The organism is Lysinibacillus sp. G1-3, from assembly GCF_056322905.1.
Map to the genome: position 1 here is coordinate 100,425 of NZ_JBWHYQ010000009.1, position 18,764 is coordinate 119,188.

General features: G+C 39.0%; 18 protein-coding genes, 1 riboswitch and 1 other annotated feature. Of the genes, 15 read left to right on the plus strand and 3 right to left on the minus strand.

The window, feature by feature from the left end; genetic code table 11:
* Positions 1-209: 209 nt before the first annotated feature.
* The 3 genes from ACVYAD_RS11185 to ACVYAD_RS11195 form a co-directional block, all read right to left on the minus strand.
* Positions 210-776, minus strand: coding sequence for a DUF4256 domain-containing protein (locus tag ACVYAD_RS11185; protein ID WP_476426483.1), 567 nt, complete (start codon positions 774-776; stop codon positions 210-212).
* A 118-nt stretch (positions 777-894) separates the two neighbouring features.
* Positions 895-1,263: a DUF2750 domain-containing protein gene (locus ACVYAD_RS11190; RefSeq protein ID WP_476426485.1), complete on the minus strand. Its 369-nt coding sequence runs from the start codon at positions 1,261-1,263 to the stop codon at positions 895-897.
* A 259-nt stretch (positions 1,264-1,522) separates the two neighbouring features.
* Entirely contained in the window at positions 1,523-2,143 is a 621-nt protein-coding gene (locus ACVYAD_RS11195) for a TetR/AcrR family transcriptional regulator (protein ID WP_476426487.1), read from the minus strand.
* 205 nt (positions 2,144-2,348) lie between these two features.
* Between ACVYAD_RS11195 and ACVYAD_RS11200 the strand changes: the two genes are divergently transcribed.
* The 15 genes from ACVYAD_RS11200 (at position 2,349) to ACVYAD_RS11270 (ending at position 18,755) form a co-directional block, all read left to right on the plus strand.
* Positions 2,349-3,101, plus strand: coding sequence for a glucose 1-dehydrogenase (locus ACVYAD_RS11200; protein WP_476426489.1), 753 nt, complete (start codon positions 2,349-2,351; stop codon positions 3,099-3,101).
* A 582-nt stretch (positions 3,102-3,683) separates the two neighbouring features.
* Positions 3,684-3,905: a binding site (T-box leader), on the plus strand.
* 480 nt (positions 3,906-4,385) lie between these two features.
* On the plus strand, positions 4,386-5,723 hold the full coding sequence (locus ACVYAD_RS11205) for a sodium-dependent transporter (protein WP_476426490.1): 1,338 nt from the start codon (positions 4,386-4,388) through the stop codon (positions 5,721-5,723).
* Positions 5,724-6,552: 829 nt separating this feature from the next.
* The gene (locus tag ACVYAD_RS11210; RefSeq protein ID WP_476426491.1) at positions 6,553-7,911 is read left to right on the plus strand and encodes an aspartate kinase; all 1,359 of its coding nucleotides are present in this window, start codon (positions 6,553-6,555) and stop codon (positions 7,909-7,911) included.
* Positions 7,912-8,142: 231 nt separating this feature from the next.
* On the plus strand, positions 8,143-8,325 hold the full coding sequence (locus tag ACVYAD_RS11215) for a hypothetical protein (RefSeq protein WP_349658391.1): 183 nt from the start codon (positions 8,143-8,145) through the stop codon (positions 8,323-8,325).
* A gap of 207 nt (positions 8,326-8,532) precedes the next feature.
* Entirely contained in the window at positions 8,533-9,216 is a 684-nt protein-coding gene (locus tag ACVYAD_RS11220) for an adenosylcobinamide amidohydrolase (RefSeq protein WP_476426492.1), read from the plus strand.
* Positions 9,213-10,169, plus strand: coding sequence for an adenosylcobinamide-phosphate synthase CbiB (gene cbiB, locus ACVYAD_RS11225; RefSeq protein ID WP_476426493.1), 957 nt, complete (start codon positions 9,213-9,215; stop codon positions 10,167-10,169). The genes ACVYAD_RS11220 and cbiB overlap by 4 nt, the downstream gene beginning before the upstream one ends.
* Positions 10,156-11,304 carry a pyridoxal phosphate-dependent aminotransferase gene (locus ACVYAD_RS11230; protein WP_476426494.1) on the plus strand — a complete coding sequence of 383 codons (1,149 nt, stop codon included), beginning with the start codon at positions 10,156-10,158 and terminating at the stop codon, positions 11,302-11,304. The genes cbiB and ACVYAD_RS11230 overlap by 14 nt, the downstream gene beginning before the upstream one ends.
* 281 nt (positions 11,305-11,585) lie before the next feature.
* Entirely contained in the window at positions 11,586-12,200 is a 615-nt protein-coding gene (locus tag ACVYAD_RS11235) for a histidine phosphatase family protein (protein WP_476426495.1), read from the plus strand.
* Positions 12,201-12,212: 12 nt separating this feature from the next.
* On the plus strand, positions 12,213-12,788 hold the full coding sequence (locus tag ACVYAD_RS11240) for a bifunctional adenosylcobinamide kinase/adenosylcobinamide-phosphate guanylyltransferase (protein ID WP_476426496.1): 576 nt from the start codon (positions 12,213-12,215) through the stop codon (positions 12,786-12,788).
* Between the two features lie 39 nt (positions 12,789-12,827).
* Positions 12,828-13,604, plus strand: coding sequence for an adenosylcobinamide-GDP ribazoletransferase (gene cobS / locus ACVYAD_RS11245; RefSeq protein ID WP_476426497.1), 777 nt, complete (start codon positions 12,828-12,830; stop codon positions 13,602-13,604).
* The gene (locus ACVYAD_RS11250) at positions 13,577-14,176 is read left to right on the plus strand and encodes a histidine phosphatase family protein (protein ID WP_476426498.1); all 600 of its coding nucleotides are present in this window, start codon (positions 13,577-13,579) and stop codon (positions 14,174-14,176) included. The genes cobS and ACVYAD_RS11250 overlap by 28 nt, the downstream gene beginning before the upstream one ends.
* Positions 14,125-14,517: a bifunctional adenosylcobinamide kinase/adenosylcobinamide-phosphate guanylyltransferase gene (locus tag ACVYAD_RS11255; RefSeq protein ID WP_476426499.1), complete on the plus strand. Its 393-nt coding sequence runs from the start codon at positions 14,125-14,127 to the stop codon at positions 14,515-14,517. The genes ACVYAD_RS11250 and ACVYAD_RS11255 overlap by 52 nt, the downstream gene beginning before the upstream one ends.
* Positions 14,518-14,906: 389 nt before the next feature.
* Complete coding sequence (locus tag ACVYAD_RS11260; protein WP_386830096.1) at positions 14,907-15,401, plus strand: ECF transporter S component; 495 nt, start codon at positions 14,907-14,909, stop codon at positions 15,399-15,401.
* The gene (locus tag ACVYAD_RS11265; RefSeq protein WP_476426500.1) at positions 15,398-16,081 is read left to right on the plus strand and encodes a hypothetical protein; all 684 of its coding nucleotides are present in this window, start codon (positions 15,398-15,400) and stop codon (positions 16,079-16,081) included. The genes ACVYAD_RS11260 and ACVYAD_RS11265 overlap by 4 nt, the downstream gene beginning before the upstream one ends.
* A 110-nt stretch (positions 16,082-16,191) precedes the next feature.
* Positions 16,192-16,379, plus strand: a riboswitch (cobalamin riboswitch).
* 162 nt (positions 16,380-16,541) lie between these two features.
* Entirely contained in the window at positions 16,542-18,755 is a 2,214-nt protein-coding gene (locus ACVYAD_RS11270; RefSeq protein WP_476426501.1) for a ribonucleoside-diphosphate reductase subunit alpha, read from the plus strand.
* Positions 18,756-18,764 lie beyond the last annotated feature (9 nt).

Sequence of the window (18,764 nt, forward strand, 5' to 3'; positions counted from 1 at the left end):
ATACGAAATAGCACTTATAATATGGAGCCATGTTTCGTGTCCAATTTATCCTTTATTTCCCCAATAAGCAGTGAAAAATTAGGACTTACCAATTTTGGTAAGTCCTAATGTCATTCCTTGCGATAGTGGAGCTACCTCCTGTAGAGTTGGATGTAGCTTTATAGTAAAGTTTGGTTAAATGATATTAACCTGGGTATGAGATCAAAAATTTAGACTCTTAGCGAGCCACGGAAGCCCCTTGCTGCATAGTAAGAATCTGCACCATTGTGGTACACAAAAACAGTGTCGTAGCGATAATCACAAAAGATGGCCCCGCTGAGTTTTCTAATATTAGCAGGTGTTTGCACCCAGCTCGATGTTTTCATATCGAAATTGTCAAGTTTCTGCAGCTCTCGGTATTGTTCTTCCGTTAAAAGTTCAATGCCCATGGCAGTTGCCATATCAATAGCGTTATTTTCTGGTTTGTGCTTTTTCCTTGACTCCAGTGCCTCACGGTCGTAACAAACACTTCTGCGACCTTTAGGACTTTCCGCTGAACAATCATAAAAAATGAATTCGCCCGTCTTTTCATCATGGCCAACAACATCTGGTTCACCGCCAGTTCCTTCCATTTCATTAAGCGACCACAGTTTTTCAATATTAGCTTCTAGCTTAGCTTGTACATCAGTCCATTCAAGATCTTTATGGCGGTTCATATTTTTCTCAAAACGGGCTTTCAAAGTTCTGAGTAGTTCCTCACGTTGTTCTAGTGACAACTCTTTATTTTTCTTTGTCATATAGTTTCCCCCTTATTGTTAATACTCATAATTGGACAGAATTGCTCAGTTAGTTCAATAAAAATATTATTTATCACTTATGATAGAGTTCTACATTTATTATGGAGTATTTTGCTTGTCATAAAATACGAATCATTTCCTTTATTTCATCCCTAGTTTGAATAATTGTATCGTTTTCGTTGGGGAAAATCGATACGGCACCACTGTCATTTTCAATATCAACAATTAAATCGTCTAGAAAAATGGAAAGTGGTATGTTGAATGCTTCAAATGTCTCGTCTAAATTAGCAGCCATCATTTCAGCAAAGCTTCTTGTTGGCCAGACAGGAAGTACAAATGGATAGCCGTCTTCGTCTTCGAATAATAACATATCGCCATTTCCGTCACGTAGTAACCACACTTGTTCATCCGTTGCTACCATACCATAAAAATAGGCAAGTCGCTTTTCTGCAGGACGGTTTAAAATAAATCGTTTAATTAGTTTCATATTGGCCATTCCTTTATAGTATCATCCTAAAAAGATATCAAAAAAAACATAAAATTACTATATAGTTTTTTCTGTATTGTTGTTAATTGTACATTCCACTAGCAAGCAATTCTTGAGAAAACACCTATAAATAAAGAATAGGAACTCTTTTTTAAACTATTCTACTGCTATATAATGAACTGCCTCGCTTGCTAACATTTACACGACATATTTAAAATGAAGATGGTTTTTCCTATGAAGTTGTTAGCATAAAATCACTTTATTTTCCAAAAGGATTGTCAACATAAGGGCCCACCATTGTAATACGCATGAGCTGAGTAGCCATATAGTTTGATGAATAATGCATATCGTTTTCTAACCACCAAACAATCACCTCGAGAAAGGCAGCAGCAAAATATCTGACAGCCATTTCACGTGGCACTGTAAGCCTCTTATCATCAGGTTGTGTAAAATTGATCCCATTTGAGATAAAATCGATGATGATTTCCTTCAAGCCTGAAGAAAAATAAGGAATATCTTTTTCAGTTAAAAACACTTTATATAATTTGCTATTTAAAGAAATTTGCTCGAATAAATGCATAAATGTATCGTGTGGCTCATCTGCATCTTTTGAAAAATCAAATTCTAGCTTGTCATCGAATGTATCGTTAAGACTGCTCACTAAATCATTTAATATTTCCTTTGTGCTTTGATAGAGAAGATCGAGCTTATCGCTATAATGTAGATAAAAGGTAGCACGGTTTAAGGTCGCTCGCTCTGTAATATCTTGTACAGTAATCTTTTCGAAGCCTCTTTCTTCAATTAATTCCACAAGTGCGTCTCTTAGTAGTTGGCGCGTCCTCATAACCCGAGGGTCCATTTTCTGTTTCTTATTCGACATTTTTAAGCTCCTTGTCTTATTTTTTCTATTATTACAACACTGGCTATAAGTTCGTTGCTAAAGCGTCGAATCTATGAATTGTGTTGTTTGCCCTTTTTATGAGTATTGATATACTTATATTAACGACACGGTGTCGAGAATACAACTAGTTGTTAATATGTTCATGAATTAGTCGTTTTATTTCATTTAGAAAGGAAGTTTTAATATGGGTCGTTTAAATGGAAAAGTAGCCATCATTACTGGGGCAGCAATGGGGATGGGTGCTTCTGAAGCAAAATTATTTGCTCAAGAAGGGGCAAAAGTTATCGCTACAGATGTTCAAATCGAACCATTGAACCAATTAGTAAGAGAAATTAAAGAAAGTGGCGGTGATGCTATAGGGGTCCAGCATGATGTGACATCTGAAGATGCTTGGAAGTCCGTCATTGCCGAAGCAATGAAGACATATGGTAAGGTCGATGTACTCGTTAACAATGCTGGTGTTTCTTCACCGAAAACGATTGCCAACATGGAAATGGACGAATGGAATAAAATAATGGACATTAACTTAAATGGCTGCATTATTGGGATGAAATATGTGATTCCTGAAATGCAAAAAGCAGGCGGGGGCTCTATTATTAATATTTCTTCCATTGGCGGTATTGTTGGTATGGCAGGTACAAGTCCATACACAGCGGCTAAAGGGGCACTGCGCGTACTATCAAAATCAGCTGCAGTTGAATATGGAAAAGATAAAATCCGTGTAAATTCCGTACATCCTGGTATCATCGTTACACCAATGACAGCACCAACAATGGAAGAAGGAGGAGCTCTTCCTTTCTATAAAACGTATACGCAGCTTCCGTACTTTGGTGAACCAGAGGATGTTGCCTATGGCGTTGTATTTTTAGCATCTGACGAATCACGCTTTATGACAGGTGCAGAATTAGTTATTGATGGCGGTTGGACAGCTATTTAATAAAGAGCAATTAAACTTGAGATAAAAAACTAGGTTTCACATAGAATGTGAGCCTAGTTTTTTTGTTGTTAAATACAGAGGTAGAAAATTTCATTGAAAAGGGTAGTGAATACCCGTTTGCGAAGAGAAGTAGATTCGGGTATGAAATAGAAAAATACGTAAACTAAAGAAATGACTATGTAGAGAAATAGTTAGGGTAGCGGAACTTGATATTTATGGTAGGATAAAGATAAAAATGGGTTTTACCCCATTTTATTGATAGTCTGAGAAAACGACGCCTGGATTGTATTAAAATCGTTGAAATACTATTATCAGTGCAGTATTGGAGGTATTGAAATTTTGATACAAATTTTTCATCCAGTTCATCTTTAATGACAAACCAGCTCTTATAAGTAATTCTGTCCTTTTTTTCCTGAATTCCAAAATTACCCCTATCGATGTTTAATAAGGGTATTCATTCAAAAGTAATATTTTGAATTTTTATAGCAAAAAGTAAGAGGATAATACATAAAAATTCAAAAAATTAATTGACTCTTTTTTTTATGTGTGATAAAAATGATAGTATCAATTCGGAAAATTAATATTTGGGCAATGATAGGATTAAGTAGTGAAAATCTCCCTATTTCAGAGAGCTGATGGTTGGTGCGAATCAGTATATAGATGATCATGAATTTCGACCTGGAGCATCTTTCATAAATCACATGTTGTGAGGAAGTGGAAGACGGTAGTGAATACCGTTATCAAATAAAGTGGTGAAGAATTTTTCACAACTAGGGTGGTACCGCGATATATATCGTCCCTACGTACTTACGTAGGGACGTTTTTTATTTAGGTCTTATTCTTGTTGTATTTTCATAACTAGGGTGGTACCGCGATATTACATCGTCCCTACGTATTTCGTAGGGGCGTTTTTTAACTCTTTTACCGGGTGTCTAACACCCGCTAAAAGAAGTTAAAGTCTCCGGCCGATTCCGGACGCAATTATGCCGAGGCATAATTGATTAAGGTTTTACTCTTGTTATAACTTCATAACTAGGGTGGTACCGCGATATTATATCGTCCCTACGTAATTGCGTAGGGGCGTTTTTTATTAAGGTTTTCATCTAGTTATAACTTCATAACTAGGGTGGTACCGCGATATTTTTATCGTCCCTACGTTTTCGTAGGGACGATTTTTATTTGAAAAGCAGTGGTTGTATGAGAAAGGAGTACGATAGACCAATATGAATAAAGACCGAATTGTAATAAACGACGAAGAAATAGAAAAAGAGAGGAGATAAAGAGATGAATTCACAGCAATGGACATCGAAATTAGGTTTCATTTTAGCTGCAGCGGGCTCAGCGATAGGTCTTGGTGCGATTTGGAAGTTCCCGTATATGGCCGGTATTGGAGGTGGCGGTGCGTTCTTCCTTATTTTTATCGGTTTTACCTTATTAATTGGTTTACCGTTATTATTGGCGGAATTTGTTATTGGAAGAAGTACACAAAAAGAGGCTGTTGAAGCATATAGAACTATTGCTCCGAAAACGCAATGGCCGTGGGTAGGTAAATTAGGGATTGTCACTTGTTTCATATTGCTTTCATTCTACAGTGTTGTTGGAGGATGGATTTTATTATATTTATGGAATGCGATTACAGGTAGACTGTGGGAAGGCAATGGCTCTTACGAAGCAACTTTTACTGAAATCATTGCTAATCCATTTTTAGCAGTTGGATCACAGCTATTATTTATTCTTATGACTATTTTTATCGTAAGTAAAGGTGTACAAAATGGTGTTGAAAAAGTAAATAAGTATTTCATGCCAGCACTATTTGTTTTATTCTTTGTATTAATTATTCGTGCTCTTACACTAGATGGAGCAGGAGAAGGGGTTCGTTTCTTCTTACAGCCTGATTTCTCAAATGTTACATCTGAAATTATTTTATATGCGATGGGGCAATCATTCTTCTCGTTATCTGTCGGCGTAGGCGTAATGGTAACGTATAGCTCATATTTACCGAAAGAAGAAAGTTTACCACGTTCCGCATTTTCTATTGTCGGTTTAACACTTGTCATTACATTGCTTGCAGGGCTTGCAATTTTCCCGGTAGTATTCGCATTTGGAATGGAACCGTCTCAAGGACCAGGTCTATTATTTATTGTCTTGCCAGCGATTTTCAGTAAAATGGCATTTGGAAAAGTGTTCTTCATTATTTTCTTGTTACTATTTTTCTTTGCAACGATTACATCAGCCATTTCCATGTTGGAAATTAGCGTGGCCTCTTTAACGACAAAGGGTAAAGGGAAACGCGAAAAAATGGCATTGATTGTAGGATTACTAATCTTTGTTGTAGGGATTCCATCAGCTTTATCATATGGCGTATTAAGTGATTTTACATTATTTGAAAAAAATATCTTTGATTTAGCAGACTATACAGTAAGTAATATTCTTATGCCGCTCGGTGTATTATTAGTTGCGATCTTCGTACCGTTTAAAATGAAGAAAGATGTATTAATGAGTGAACTGGGTGTAAGTAAAAATAAAGGCTATAAATTATTTGTATTATGGCTATTCTTACTTCGCTATATAGCACCGATTGCAATTATTATCGTATTTTTAAATGTAATTGGCGTGATTTAACATACAGAAGGCCCTAGCATATCGTTGTGTTAGGGCCTTTTCGTTATAAAATCAGGTCACCTAAAGAACTGCTCCGATCCTTACGAATACAGCCCTCCACAGAATAAAAGCACAAACTTACTCAAATCAAAGCAATCCCCGTTTAAAACAGATAAAAAAACAACAAAAGAATAGCTTGACATCACTCATAAATAGCACAAACATCACAATTTTTTCAGCATATCATAATGGAGAAAGCGTTTTCTTCAATTAATATAGAAGAAAGTCACTACAATTCAATCAAGTTTGCTGCAAAATACTTTGTTACGAATGTTAAATATAAGTAAGTATAAAAGAGTTCTTGATTGAGATACTTTTCGTCACTTGATTTTATTACGATGCTGGAAAAAAATGTCTTTAAATAAAGAAGTCATATTCGAAGAGTTTAGACCTATCGTTGTAATAAATCAACATCCTGCTGTTGAAGTGATACAACTTATACAATTAAAATTGTTCATCTTGATATCCATATAAATTTGTAAAGACGTGGTTCGTTTTGACATGTCAGATACACCATTGAAAATTCTATAAATTAGATGAATTCAGCTAGTTCAGACAAATATTTGTACGAATATTGGAATTTTACGAAAAAATTTCGCAAAAACCTTAACTATTTCATACGAAATCCGTATAATAAATCAAACAGTGTGAAAATTGTCCATTTTCCATCGATTAATTGCGTGAATTTTTTAAATTGTATTGACGTAGGGAATGATAATTTGTACACTGTGTACAATCAATTGTTTTTTGGAGGAATACATTTAATTTAAAAAGTTAGGATTTGATGGTTATGATCGTATGTAAATTTGGTGGAACATCTGTAGCAAGTGCAGAACAAATTCAAAAAGTAGCAAACATTGTAAAATCTAATCCGGCACGTAAAATCGTAGCCGTTTCTGCACCAGGGAAGCGTTCTGGTGACGATATAAAGGTAACTGATTTATTAATTAACTTAGCAATGGCAGCATTAAAAAATGAAGATATTGAGAAAGAATTGCAAATCGTTGTAAATCGCTTTATGGCGATTGCGGATGATTTGGAGTTAGATTATACAATTTGTGATGTGATCGCTGAAGATTTACGTGAACGTGTACAGGGTGATAAATCGAATGAGGAATTATTTATCGATAGCATCAAAGCGGCAGGGGAAGACAATAACGCGAAGTTAATCGCAGCTTATTTTAATTCCATCGGTATGACGGCACGCTATGTAAGTCCAAAAGAAGGTTTGGTCGTCAATGATTTACCTGAACGCACGTATGCATTACCAGAGGCCTATGCTAATTTAGCGCCACTAAAAAATACCAAGGAAATTATTGTATTCCCTGGTTTCTTCGGTTACACTAAAGCGGGCATACTACGAACATTTGATCGGGGTGGCTCTGATATTACAGGCTCTATTTTAGCAGCTGCTGTTGAAGCAGAGCTTTATGAAAACTTTACGGATGTGGACTGCGTGTTCTCCGCGAACCCGAAAGTTGTGAATGATCCAGTGGAAATTAAAGAAATTACGTATCGCGAAATGCGCGAATTATCCTATGCAGGCTTTTCAGTTTTCCATGATGAAGCGTTAATGCCTGTCTACAAGATTGGGGTGCCCGTTAACATAAAAAATACAAATAATCCATCGGCCCCAGGTACTCGTATCGTACCAAGACGCTCTGTTACAGGACGTCCAGTTACAGGTATCTCGGCAGACAGTGGCTTTTCAACTTTATATGTGTCAAAATATTTGATGAATCGTGAAGTAGGCTTTGGACGTAAGCTTCTTCAAATTTTGGAAGATGAAAATATTTCTTATGAACATACACCGTCTGGTTTAGACGATATTTCTGTCATTATGCGTTCAAACCAAATTACACTAGAAAATGAAGAACGAATTCTTTCTCGTGTGAAAAATGAGTTACATGCAGATGATGTGCAAATGCGTCATGGTTTCTCGATGATTGTTATCGTAGGCGAAGGTATGCGTAATAATACAGGTTTAGCGGCACGTGCTGCAACTGCGATTTCTAAAACAGGTGCAAATATAGAGATGATTAATCAAGGTTCATCTGAAGTTAGTCTAGTATTCGGAGTGCTACAAGAGTTTGAAAACCAAATTTTACAAGCGCTTTATGAGGAATTTTTTGCACATGTGCGAGTGTAAGGATATATAGTGAAACTTTTAAAAGTGGGGAGTTTTTTATCCCCACTTGTTAATTAGTGTTCACGGGCAGTTTGCCTTTGCCTTTGCTTGATTAATGGATAGAGGTGGGACAGAAAAAATACTGCTTGTTAATGCGGGGGGATAAACGCTAATCCTTGAAACGGATTAGTGTTTTCTTTTTGACGAGAATACGGTAAAATCGAGGGCGTACACAGATTGGAGGTTTTTCTTTTGAAAAAATTATCGATTGGTATGCTTCTATCAATGATTGGCATACTATTTGTTTGTTTAACGATCATGGATATTTTACCGTCCTCGACAAAAACAATGAAAATTGTCTATGTCGGTATTGGTTGGGTATTTATTATTGCAGGATCCGTCATTCGTTTTAAAACTTTAAAACAAAGACAATAACGAAATATCGCGAAATTGAATTGTGGCAACCTGTGAATTTATGATACAATTTCAAAAAAAATAAATAATTTGAGTATTATGAAGTTGCGATGCTGTGCGAAAATTCAAAAGCTTTAAATTGGGGAAAGATGATTAATTTAAGATCAACAGTACAAATTCTTCTTTGTAAGAATTTGTTTTTTTATTTTCTGAATAGGAGGCGAGATTATGTCAGTACTTCGCAAGGGCGATATTCATATTTCTGACCATTATGTTGCCGTCCAAACAGATTCACCGATGAAGGTAGTATCCTCAGCCGTACATAATCCGGGTTTTGGCTTTTATACTCATTTGATGAATCGTTCAGTGCCCTATACGTATGATGAGCGAAAACCACAGCTAGAATTGCAACGGTTTTTACAGTCTGAGGGCTTTCCCATTGACAATACGGTGGCGATGATGACGGCAGTCTATGCTCGGTATGCGACAGTTCGTGAATTTACATATGAAGGAATTCATCTTGTCATCATGATTACTGCTGGTCTTGGCAATGCCGTCGATATTACGCGAGCTTTTCATCGTCAGGAGCAGTATCATGCGGGGACTATTAATACGTGGGTACTAATAAATGGGAGATTGTCGGATGAAGCATTATTTCAAGCGATGATTTCTACGACAGAGGCAAAGGTTAAGGCACTTATTGATGAGGGCATCACTGATCCAACAACGGGTACACAAGCTACAGGTACTTCAACAGATAGCTTGTTGATTGCTTCAACAGAGGAAGGTGACTATCATCAATATGCTGGGCCGATTACGATGCTTGGCAAAATCATTGGCCATGGTGTTTATGAAACGATGCGCGATGCCATTCAAAAATATAAAAAAGATAAGGAGGAGAATCCGTTATGATGGCACTGGTGATTGCCTGTATCATTGGGCTTGTTTTTGATTTAATAGTGGGTGATCCTCCTAAAATGCCTCATCCAGTACGCTGGATTGGAAAACTCATTCAATCTCAAACAGAGTTATGGAATAAAGGAAGAATGAGAAAACTCCGTGGCATGGTGATGGCGCTTGCTGTAGTTGGTACAACGATGTTTGTTGTGACGGCCATTATGCTACTAAGCTATAAGGTGAGCCTGCTATTTGGCATAGTGATTGAGGGCTTACTTATTGGGATTGGACTAGCACAGCGTAGCTTGAAGGAAGCGGCGATGGCTGTCTATGAACCGCTCGTCAAAGGCGATTTTGCTGAAGCTCGTGTGAAGCTATCCTGGATAGTCGGCCGTGATACGGAGAAACTTGACGAGGATGAAATTGTTCGTGGTGTTGTGGAAACAGTCTCAGAAAATACGAGTGATGGCGTAACAGCTCCATTATTTTATGCCTTTTTATTTGGCGCTATAGGGTTATGGGGCTATAAAGCTGTTAATACGTTAGACTCTATGATTGGCTATAAAAACGAACAATATAAAGACTTTGGTATGTTTGCAGCAAAGCTAGACGATGTACTTAATTTTATTCCAAGCCGATTAACAGGTTTACTTATGGTGCTTGGGACGAAAAATGAAACGAATGTATCTCTCGGGAAGCGCTTAAAACGGTGGGCACAAGATGCGAAAAAGCATCCAAGTCCTAACAGTGGTTATTTAGAAGCAGCTACAGCTGTTCAATTAGGTGTTCAGCTTGGTGGAAAAAATACATATAAGGGTGTCGTTTCTTATCGAGCAATAATGGGAGAGAAATTGGTCCCATTAACAAAAGAGCATATTGCAACGTCAGTGATTCATATGCGCATCGCGACCTTGCTCTTTACGCTAGTAATGTTATCAGTGGAGGTGTTAATTTTTGCAATTACCTAATCACGGAGCGAATCCGCAAAATGTTTATCATCAGCTAGGACTTAATATGCCGGAAAAGGTGTATGATTTTAGCGAAAATGTGAATTCGGCAGGGCCACCACCGTTTGTCGAGGCACGTTGGCGGACATTTTATCCGCTAATTCAACGTTATCCAGATCCAGACGGTGAGCCGTTTTTATCAAAGGTGGCAGCTTTTCATGCTGTGCCAAAAGATTCTATATTACTAGGTAATGGTGCATCTGAGCTATTTAGTGTTTTAGTTAGACGCTACAGCAATAAGCGTGTTATTATCGTACATCCAACTTTTTCAGAATATGAACGAACATTAACAGCTGCAGGCGCTGAAATTGTGCCAATTATTGTAGAGGATATTGTTCACTATACATTGCCAATGGAGCATCTGAAGCGTGAAATGGTGAACGCGGATGCTTTATATATTTGTACACCGAACAATCCAACAGGTGTGCTTCCAAAGAAAGAGGAGCTGCTCGAATTAATCTCTCACGGTGCAAAGGTCAATTGTGAGCTTGTCATTGATGAGGCATTTATTGACTGGGTAGATGAAGCTTATTCATTAATCCAGTATGTGGCAGAAAATCCTCATTTGATTGTCGTTCGTTCGATGACAAAAATGTATGCGATTCCAGGATTACGCCTAGGCTATTTAGTGGCGAACCCGGTAGTTGTTACTGAGCTAAAGTATATTCTACCGCATTGGAACTTGAATGCCTTTGCCCTAGTTATTGGGACAGGCTGTTTAGATGAACGCACATATTGTGAGCAAGCCATTGCCTATGCGAAAAATCAACGACAATCGCTACAGAGCTATTTACAGGAACATGGTTGCCAGGTGACAAATAGTGTAACGAATTATGTATGTTTTGCATTACCGAAAAATCAGCAAGCAGATACATTTTTTACATATTGTTTATCAAAGGGCGTCGTACTGCGTCATACAAAAAACTTTATGGGCTTAAATGGCGAATGGTTCCGTATTGGGATTAAAGATATTGTAGCCATGACGTATTTACAGAATTGTTTGCAGGCGTGGTTTAACTTCATTCAGCAGAAGTCTTCCACCTCTATAGATGGTGATATGAATACAGATTTAAGCTACTATTCAACGGGTATTTAAACACCTGTACCTGTCGCTACAGCGCCACGTTCTGTGGTAACGATTGAGTGACCAACATCGCGTGGCCCAAAGCCTCCGGCGGATGTCACAGAATTGGAAAGGAGTCCTTAGGGGATGTTAGCCTAAAACCATCGCATCTATGCGATAACGGCTAAATGACCTGCATCGGTAAACACGCCACGTCCTGTGGCATTACCGAAATGACCGACATCGTGCAGGCCTAAGCACAAAGCCGATTCCGGACGTAATTATGCCGAGGCATAATTGATTGCAAATAAGGAGTGAGAAAGCTGACGACTTTTTATTTAGTAAGACATGGCGAAACAATGTGGAATAAAGAACAACGGCTACAAGGATGGTTAGATTCGCCGTTATCTGTAAATGGTATTTTACATGCAGAAAAACTTCGTGATCATTTGAAAAATATTAATTTTACAGCGGCATATAGCAGTTCAAGTGGTCGTGCGAAGGAAACGATGCAAATTCTTCTAGCTGATCGACAGCTTCCAGTCTATGATGAGGAAAATTTACGGGAGATTTTTTTAGGGGATTGGCAAGGGAAAAAAGTCAAGGACATCGTGATTGCTCATCCGGATTATGAATTATATACTGATTATCCTGGACAATTCGTTGCAACCCATACGGAAAGCTTTGGTATGGTAACTGAACGAGCGATGTTTACGTTAAAGAAAATAGCAGAAAAATATCCCGAGAATACTGTTTTAATTGTGTCACACGCGGTAACGATTAAGTGTATCATTAACGCTATTTTAGGGCGAAGGGTCGATCAGCTATGGACAGAGCCATTTATTAATGGTACAAGTGTAACGATTATTGAACAAGTCGATCAACAATGGCACGTTCAAGAGATCGGTAACATTCAACATTTACTATAGGAGGGGAAACCATTGCCACTGATTTTCATTACGGGGGGAGTACGCAGTGGTAAATCCCACTTTGCTGAAAAAGAGGCAGTTACTCACTATCAAACAGAGTCTATGCAAGCACAGCGGCTTATTTATATTGCTTCCGGCGTAGCGTTGGATCGTGAAATGGAGAAGCGGATCATTCGACATCAGGCAGACAGACAGGCGCAAAATATCGAGTGGCTGACGATAGAAGCACCTTATGAAATCGCAAATACTTTGCATAAACTGACTGATGGAGATATCGTGTTATGGGACTGTGTTACGACGTGGTTAACAAATGCGTTTTACGAAGGTTTTGACGCGGGAGCTCCCTGTGTGGAACAACCTGGATGTTTAGAAAAGAAACTTGAGGTTTTAAAAGAGGCGGTAGAGACGTTACTTGAGAAAAGGGTGACGTTTTTTATCGTCTCAAACGAATTATTTGATGAGCCACCCTATACGAACGAGGAAGTAGAGTTATACCGGCAAATGCTTGGGGAATTACATCAATGGTTCGTGTCTAAAGCGGATGAGGCGTATGAAATCAATTATGGTGTCGTTAAGAAATGGAAATAATGAATGATGCTTTGAAAATAAAAGAAGGTAGGCAAGACGATGAAAAATATCTGGCATAGCATACAACTTGCGTTTCAATTTTTTACAGTTTTGCCAGTACATAAAGAAATTCCTTTAACGAAGGCAACAATTACAGGGATGTTCGCCTTTTTGCCATGGATAGGGGCACTCATGGGTACGGCAGTGGCTGCGGTGATCTATGGTTTAACGGAATGGACGGCTAGTAGCGAGGTCTTACTTGCCTTTGTGATTATCGGATTATTTGCCATATTTACTGGTGGACTACATTTAGACGGTTTTATTGATATGGGGGATGCTTATTTTTCCTATCGAGATCGAGAGAAGCGGCTTGAAATTTTAGATGATCCACGTGTTGGTGCATTTGGTGTGCTTTCAGTGCTATTTTTAGTGCTTGGTAAATTTGTCATACTTCACGAATTATTCGTACAGCAAAAGTTTGAACTGTGGATGCTTGTATTTATTCCGTTATGTACACGAGTAGGTATGAGCTTTTATTTTATGTCGCTTAATTGCTCAAAGGAAAAGGGGCTTGCCTACTTTTTTAAAACACATATTAAGCCGGGTTTACTAATCTGCTGTATGCTTTTAACATTAGTTGTAGCATACAGTAGCTTGTTGTTTGTAACGGGCTTCACAATTGTTCCGTTCGTGTTGATGGCAGTACTAGCGATTGCTTTTTTAGTCTTTCGGCAATTTACAGTGCGTAACTTTGGCGGTGTTTCTGGGGATTTACTCGGTGCATCAATTGAAGGAATGGAGGTTGTACTGTGGGTGACGTTGTTACTGTGCGCTTAATGAGACATGCACCAACAAAGGAAAATTTAGAAAAGCGTTATATCGGCTGGACAGATTCTTCATTAGCTGATGCATCTTTAATCTCTATTGTTGATCAAGAGGTCACCAAGGTGTATGGGAGTGATTTACTACGCTGTAGGGAAACCGCTGTCCGATATTTTCCGAATGCAACTTACGTGTCTGATCGGAGATTTCGAGAGTCGAATTTCGGAGAATTTGAAGGGCTCACATATGAAGACTTACAATCAGATCATCGTTATTGTGCATGGTTAGATGATCCTGTAAAGTCTCCACCTCCAAGGGGAGAAGGCTTTGATATGTTTTGTGCACGTGTTTTGGCAGGGTTCACTGCATTACCAAAAGGGGAAGATGTGTATCATCTCGTTGTCCATGGCGGGGTTATTCGAGCGCTACTCGTAGCCTTTGCTCCAACTGAGCAACCTTTTTGGTCCTATCAAACACCGCATGATAAAATGTTTTCTTTAACGTTTTCAAGAAAGGCTTGGGAGGAGGGAGCAAGATGCATGTCTTTATCGGAGGAGCCTATAGTGGAAAAACCGACTATGTCATGAAATTACTTACAGGTCAAAACGTTGAGCTAGTGGATGGCACTCTACCTGATGGCGCTCCTACTTGTGATGTACTAGTAATTAAAAACATAGAGAAATGGCTCGTAACACAAGACCTTGAGGATGATGAACCTCTTGTCAGAACTATTTTGACAAGACTAAAGACCCTTGAAGAAAATTGTGCCTTGTATATAATTGTGACCGACATGGGGCGTGGTGTTGTGCCGATGGACAAACAGGCACGATTATTACGTGATACATGTGGGCGTTTGTACCAAGCATTGTTTGCTGAAGCCGAACAAGTCGTACGCATTTGGTACGGTATTGGGGAACAAATCAAATGATATAGTGACTTGCTTGCAGAGTTTGTAAAACACTTCACAAAAGTGGGATGACATTTGCAAAGTCGCATGCTTTGTATATAAGTTGATTGGAGTGGAGGCTGGTCGACTCCTTGGGGATCAGCGATATTGAGGAATGAAGGCTAAAACCATCACATCCTGTGATAACGCCTTCGTGACTAACATCATGCTGTTGCTGTCGCTGCGCTTTCGCACAATCAAAACCCCTCTGCTGTCGCTACGTTAGCACTACGATTTCGCGAAAAAACATCCTGTTGCCCCGACGCCCCCAGGAAGCTCTGCGCGAAAGCGAAGGGTCAGCGATAAAGCGCACAGCCGGAACGGAAATCAACCCCACGCTTTGAAAAAATTTAACGGAAAGAGGGAATGGAATGGATCGACAAAAATTGATGAAATTGACGCTCACTGCCATGGTAGCGGCAATTTGTGCAGTAGGTGCAGTCATTAAAATTCCAACATTTATTACAACTGCTGCGCTTGACTCTGCACCGGCATTTTTGAGCGTTGTATTTTTATCGCCAGTATTAGCTGGTGTTGCGGGAGTCATTGGGCATTTTATTTCAGCCCTAACTACTGGCTTTCCTTTTGGACCACTACATATAATTATCGCAGTGGAAATGTTTATCGTTGTATGGATCTTTGGGGTTATGCATAAAAAAGGCATGCATTTCTGGAAATGGCCTGTAGCACTTATTTTAAATGGTGTCGTGGCACCTATACCATTTTACTTTATTATTAGTCCGGCGTTTTACTGGACGTCATTGACTAGTCTTCCACTGGCAACACTCATTAATCTAGTGATCGTTGCGGTGGCGATGCCAGTTCTGTCGAAGGTGTTTGTGCGTAAGGAAGGTCGAGTACATTGAGAAATGCAATAAAAATAGGTGAGCTCATTGCGACAACCGATAATGCCGCTGCAATTGGCGAAAAGCTACAAGATGTTGTGTCTGCTCCAGATCAGCTTACAGCATATTTTACTGCACGTGTTACATTTTTAGAGCAGCTTGCTGCAAATGCTTTACCAAAGCATATTTTACTTGCTAATTTTTCAGGGGATGCTGCATGGTCTCGTTATGTTGCAGGCATTCACCAGGTTTTTGAGGAGGCTGGTCTTTTTTGTCCGCAAATAGACGGTAGTTCAGAGACTAATATGCCAACTTTACAATCAGGCTTGTCAATAACGATGCTTGGGGAGCAGCAGAAACGTACAGCAACTAAGCATGAGCAACTAAGTTGGTACACATATGGTTTACCACTTGTAGGAAATGAAATCCTTGCACAACCTGAAGATGTCGCACAGCTGCAACCTATTTTTCAAGCGTGGAAAGAGGGAATTGTGCAGCAAGTATGGCCAGTTGGATCAAAAGGTTTACAAGCAGAATTTAGCCGGCTTTTTGGCGAACGACAGGTCAAAAGTGCATTAGATATTGAGAAAACAGCTGGTCCATGTGCAGTAGTTTTACTAGGAATTAATCCAGAAAAAGAGCAGCTAGTACAAAAATATTTTCCTAGAAATTTTGAAAAACTACGTAAAACTGCATTGTAATCGGGCTTGCTTCGAGAAAAAGTAGCACTTTAAAAAATTCAAGGGGCAAAACGCCTATTGCAACTATAAACACTATATGTTAGATTTGTTTAGGAGTTAAAACACAATATATAGTATTTTGGACGAGCGGTACCAAATATGGTTTAAAAGGGAATTCGGAAAAGAGTCATCTTAGGCCGAAGCTGTCCCCGCAACTGTAAGTGCTGACAAATGATGAATAGGCCACTGTAAAGAACGGGAAGGCCATCATTTGGAGGAAGCATGAGCCAGGAGACCTGCCGATTTGTTCAAGACAGCAACACATTCTTCGGGGATTGAGAAGTGGAGGCGAGAGATTTGTCCACTTCTTAGTGTGCATGTCCTTCATTTCCATTTCCGATTTTACTGCGATCACGTAACCGATAAGTGTTGCGTGATCGCTTTTTGTGTTGCTGGAGAAAGAAAGGGAGAGAATGTATACATGACAATTCAAATCGAACAGCAAATTGCTAAGCTTAAGAAAAGTTATACGGAGGATGAACTCGAAAGTTTTGTAAGATTATCGGATCGATGGCTACGAAAAAACGACAATGCGACATTTGAAGCATGGGCGGATGCGATGATTTTACAAACGCTTAGCCTGATTGATGAGGAGGAGCCATACTGGACATTCGTCGCAGCTCAAATTTATTTAGAAAAACTATATGATCAATTTGCAATGCGCCGTGGCGTTTCAGTGCAAGATGTTTATAAATGTTTCCCGGAACAATTAGCACGCTATACAGAAGCTGGTTTGTATCATGAAAGTTTAACAACAAAATATAGTGAGCAGGATCTTCAAGAACTCGCTTCCTATTTAGAATCAAGTCAAGATGAATTGTTTACGTATATTGGCTTAAAAACATTAATGGACCGCTATGTAGTCCGTGATTACACGAAATCACCAGTAGAGCTACCACAGGAACGATGGATGGTCATTGCGATGACCCTTATGCAGGATGAAACAGAAAATCGTTTAGAAAAAGTACGTGAATCTTACTGGGCAATGAGTAATTTATATATGACAGTGGCAACACCTACATTATCGAATGCAGGTAAAACACATGGCCAGCTATCTAGTTGCTTTATCGATACAGTAGATGATAGTTTACAAAGTATTTATGACACGAATACAGATGTTGCAACATTATCGAAATACGGTGGTGGTATTGGTGTTTATATGGGCAAAATTCGTAGCCGTGGCTCATCAATTAAAGGCTTTAAAGGCGCATCTAGTGGTGTTTTACCATGGATTAAACAGCTTAATAATACGGCGGTTTCAGTCGATCAGCTAGGTCAACGACAAGGAGCTATTGCTGTTTATTTAGATGTTTGGCACAAAGACGTCTTTACGTTTTTAGATTTACGCTTAAACAATGGGGATGAGCGTTTACGTGCCCATGATATTTTCACAGGGCTATGCTTACCGGATTTATTTATGGAAACGGTTGAAGAGCGCGGGGAATGGCATTTATTTGATCCACATGAAGTACGAGAAGTTATGGGCTTTTCACTAGAGGATTTCTACGATGAGAAAAAAGGTGATGGCACTTTCCGTACTAAATATGCAGAATGTATTGCGAATCCATTATTAAGTCGTGAGGTCGTACCAGCTATTGATATTATGAAACGTATTATGCGCTCGCAGCTTGAAACAGGCGTGCCGTTTATGTTCTATCGAGATGAAGTAAATCGCATGAATCCGAATAAGCATGAGGGAATGGTTTATAGCTCGAACCTGTGCACAGAAATATTCCAAAACATGTCAGCGACTGAATTTGAGTCTATTACTCTAGAAGATGATGTCATCGTAACACGTCGCAAGCCTGGCGATTTCGTTGTATGTAACTTATCATCTATTAATTTAGGCAGAGCTGTACCGGCTGGAGTTTTAGAAAAATTAATTCCGATTCAAGTACGTATGTTAGATAATGTTATTGCGTTAAATACAATTCCAGTAAAACAAGCAGAGCGTACGAACTTACGCTACCGAGGCATTGGACTTGGAACATTTGGCTGGCATCATTTATTAGCATTGAAAGAAATTCAATGGGAGTCTGAGGAAGCTGTAGAATTTGCGGACAAGCTATATGAAGAAATTGCGTATTTAACGATTCGCGCTTCTAACGATTTGGCAAGTGAAAAAGGAGCCTACCCATTATTTGAAGGCTCAGATTGGCATACTGGTGCGTATTTTGAAAAACGTGGCTACGACAGCAATAAATGGAATGCGTTACGCGCCGCGGTTGCTGAAAAAGGAATGCGTAACGGCTATGTTATGGCGGTTGCACCGAACTCATCAACATCCATTTTAGCGGGTAGTACGGCTACGATTGATCCTATTTTCCAAAAGAGTTATTCAGAAGAGAAGAAGGATTACAAAATTCCAGTAACGGTACCGGATCTATCACCTGTGACAACTTGGTATTATAAATCTGCTTATTTCATCGATCAAAATTGGACAATCAAGCAAAATGCTGCTCGAGCACGTCATATCGACCAAGGCATTTCACTTAATTTATACGTTCAAAATACGATTAAGGCAAAAGATTTACTAGCATTGCATATGAATGCTTGGGCGAGCGGTGTGAAAACGACATATTATGTACGCTCAACGTCTGTAGAATTACTAGAATGTGAGTCTTGCGCGAGCTAGGAGGAAGTA

Excerpts from the sequence above, each read along its gene's own strand:
- ACVYAD_RS11185 (WP_476426483.1), bottom strand. The coding sequence starts at position 776 with ATGACAAAGAAAAATAAAGAGTTGTCACTAGAACAACGTGAGGAACTA.
- ACVYAD_RS11190 (WP_476426485.1), bottom strand. The coding sequence starts at position 1,263 with ATGAAACTAATTAAACGATTTATTTTAAACCGTCCTGCAGAAAAGCGA.
- ACVYAD_RS11195 (WP_476426487.1), bottom strand. The coding sequence starts at position 2,143 with ATGTCGAATAAGAAACAGAAAATGGACCCTCGGGTTATGAGGACGCGC.
- ACVYAD_RS11200 (WP_476426489.1), top strand. The coding sequence starts at position 2,349 with ATGGGTCGTTTAAATGGAAAAGTAGCCATCATTACTGGGGCAGCAATG.
- ACVYAD_RS11205 (WP_476426490.1), top strand. The coding sequence starts at position 4,386 with ATGAATTCACAGCAATGGACATCGAAATTAGGTTTCATTTTAGCTGCA.
- ACVYAD_RS11210 (WP_476426491.1), top strand. The coding sequence starts at position 6,553 with ATGATCGTATGTAAATTTGGTGGAACATCTGTAGCAAGTGCAGAACAA.
- ACVYAD_RS11220 (WP_476426492.1), top strand. The coding sequence starts at position 8,533 with ATGTCAGTACTTCGCAAGGGCGATATTCATATTTCTGACCATTATGTT.
- cbiB (WP_476426493.1), top strand. The coding sequence starts at position 9,213 with ATGATGGCACTGGTGATTGCCTGTATCATTGGGCTTGTTTTTGATTTA.
- cobS (WP_476426497.1), top strand. The coding sequence starts at position 12,828 with ATGAAAAATATCTGGCATAGCATACAACTTGCGTTTCAATTTTTTACA.
- ACVYAD_RS11255 (WP_476426499.1), top strand. The coding sequence starts at position 14,125 with ATGCATGTCTTTATCGGAGGAGCCTATAGTGGAAAAACCGACTATGTC.
- ACVYAD_RS11260 (WP_386830096.1), top strand. The coding sequence starts at position 14,907 with ATGGATCGACAAAAATTGATGAAATTGACGCTCACTGCCATGGTAGCG.
- ACVYAD_RS11270 (WP_476426501.1), top strand. The coding sequence starts at position 16,542 with ATGACAATTCAAATCGAACAGCAAATTGCTAAGCTTAAGAAAAGTTAT.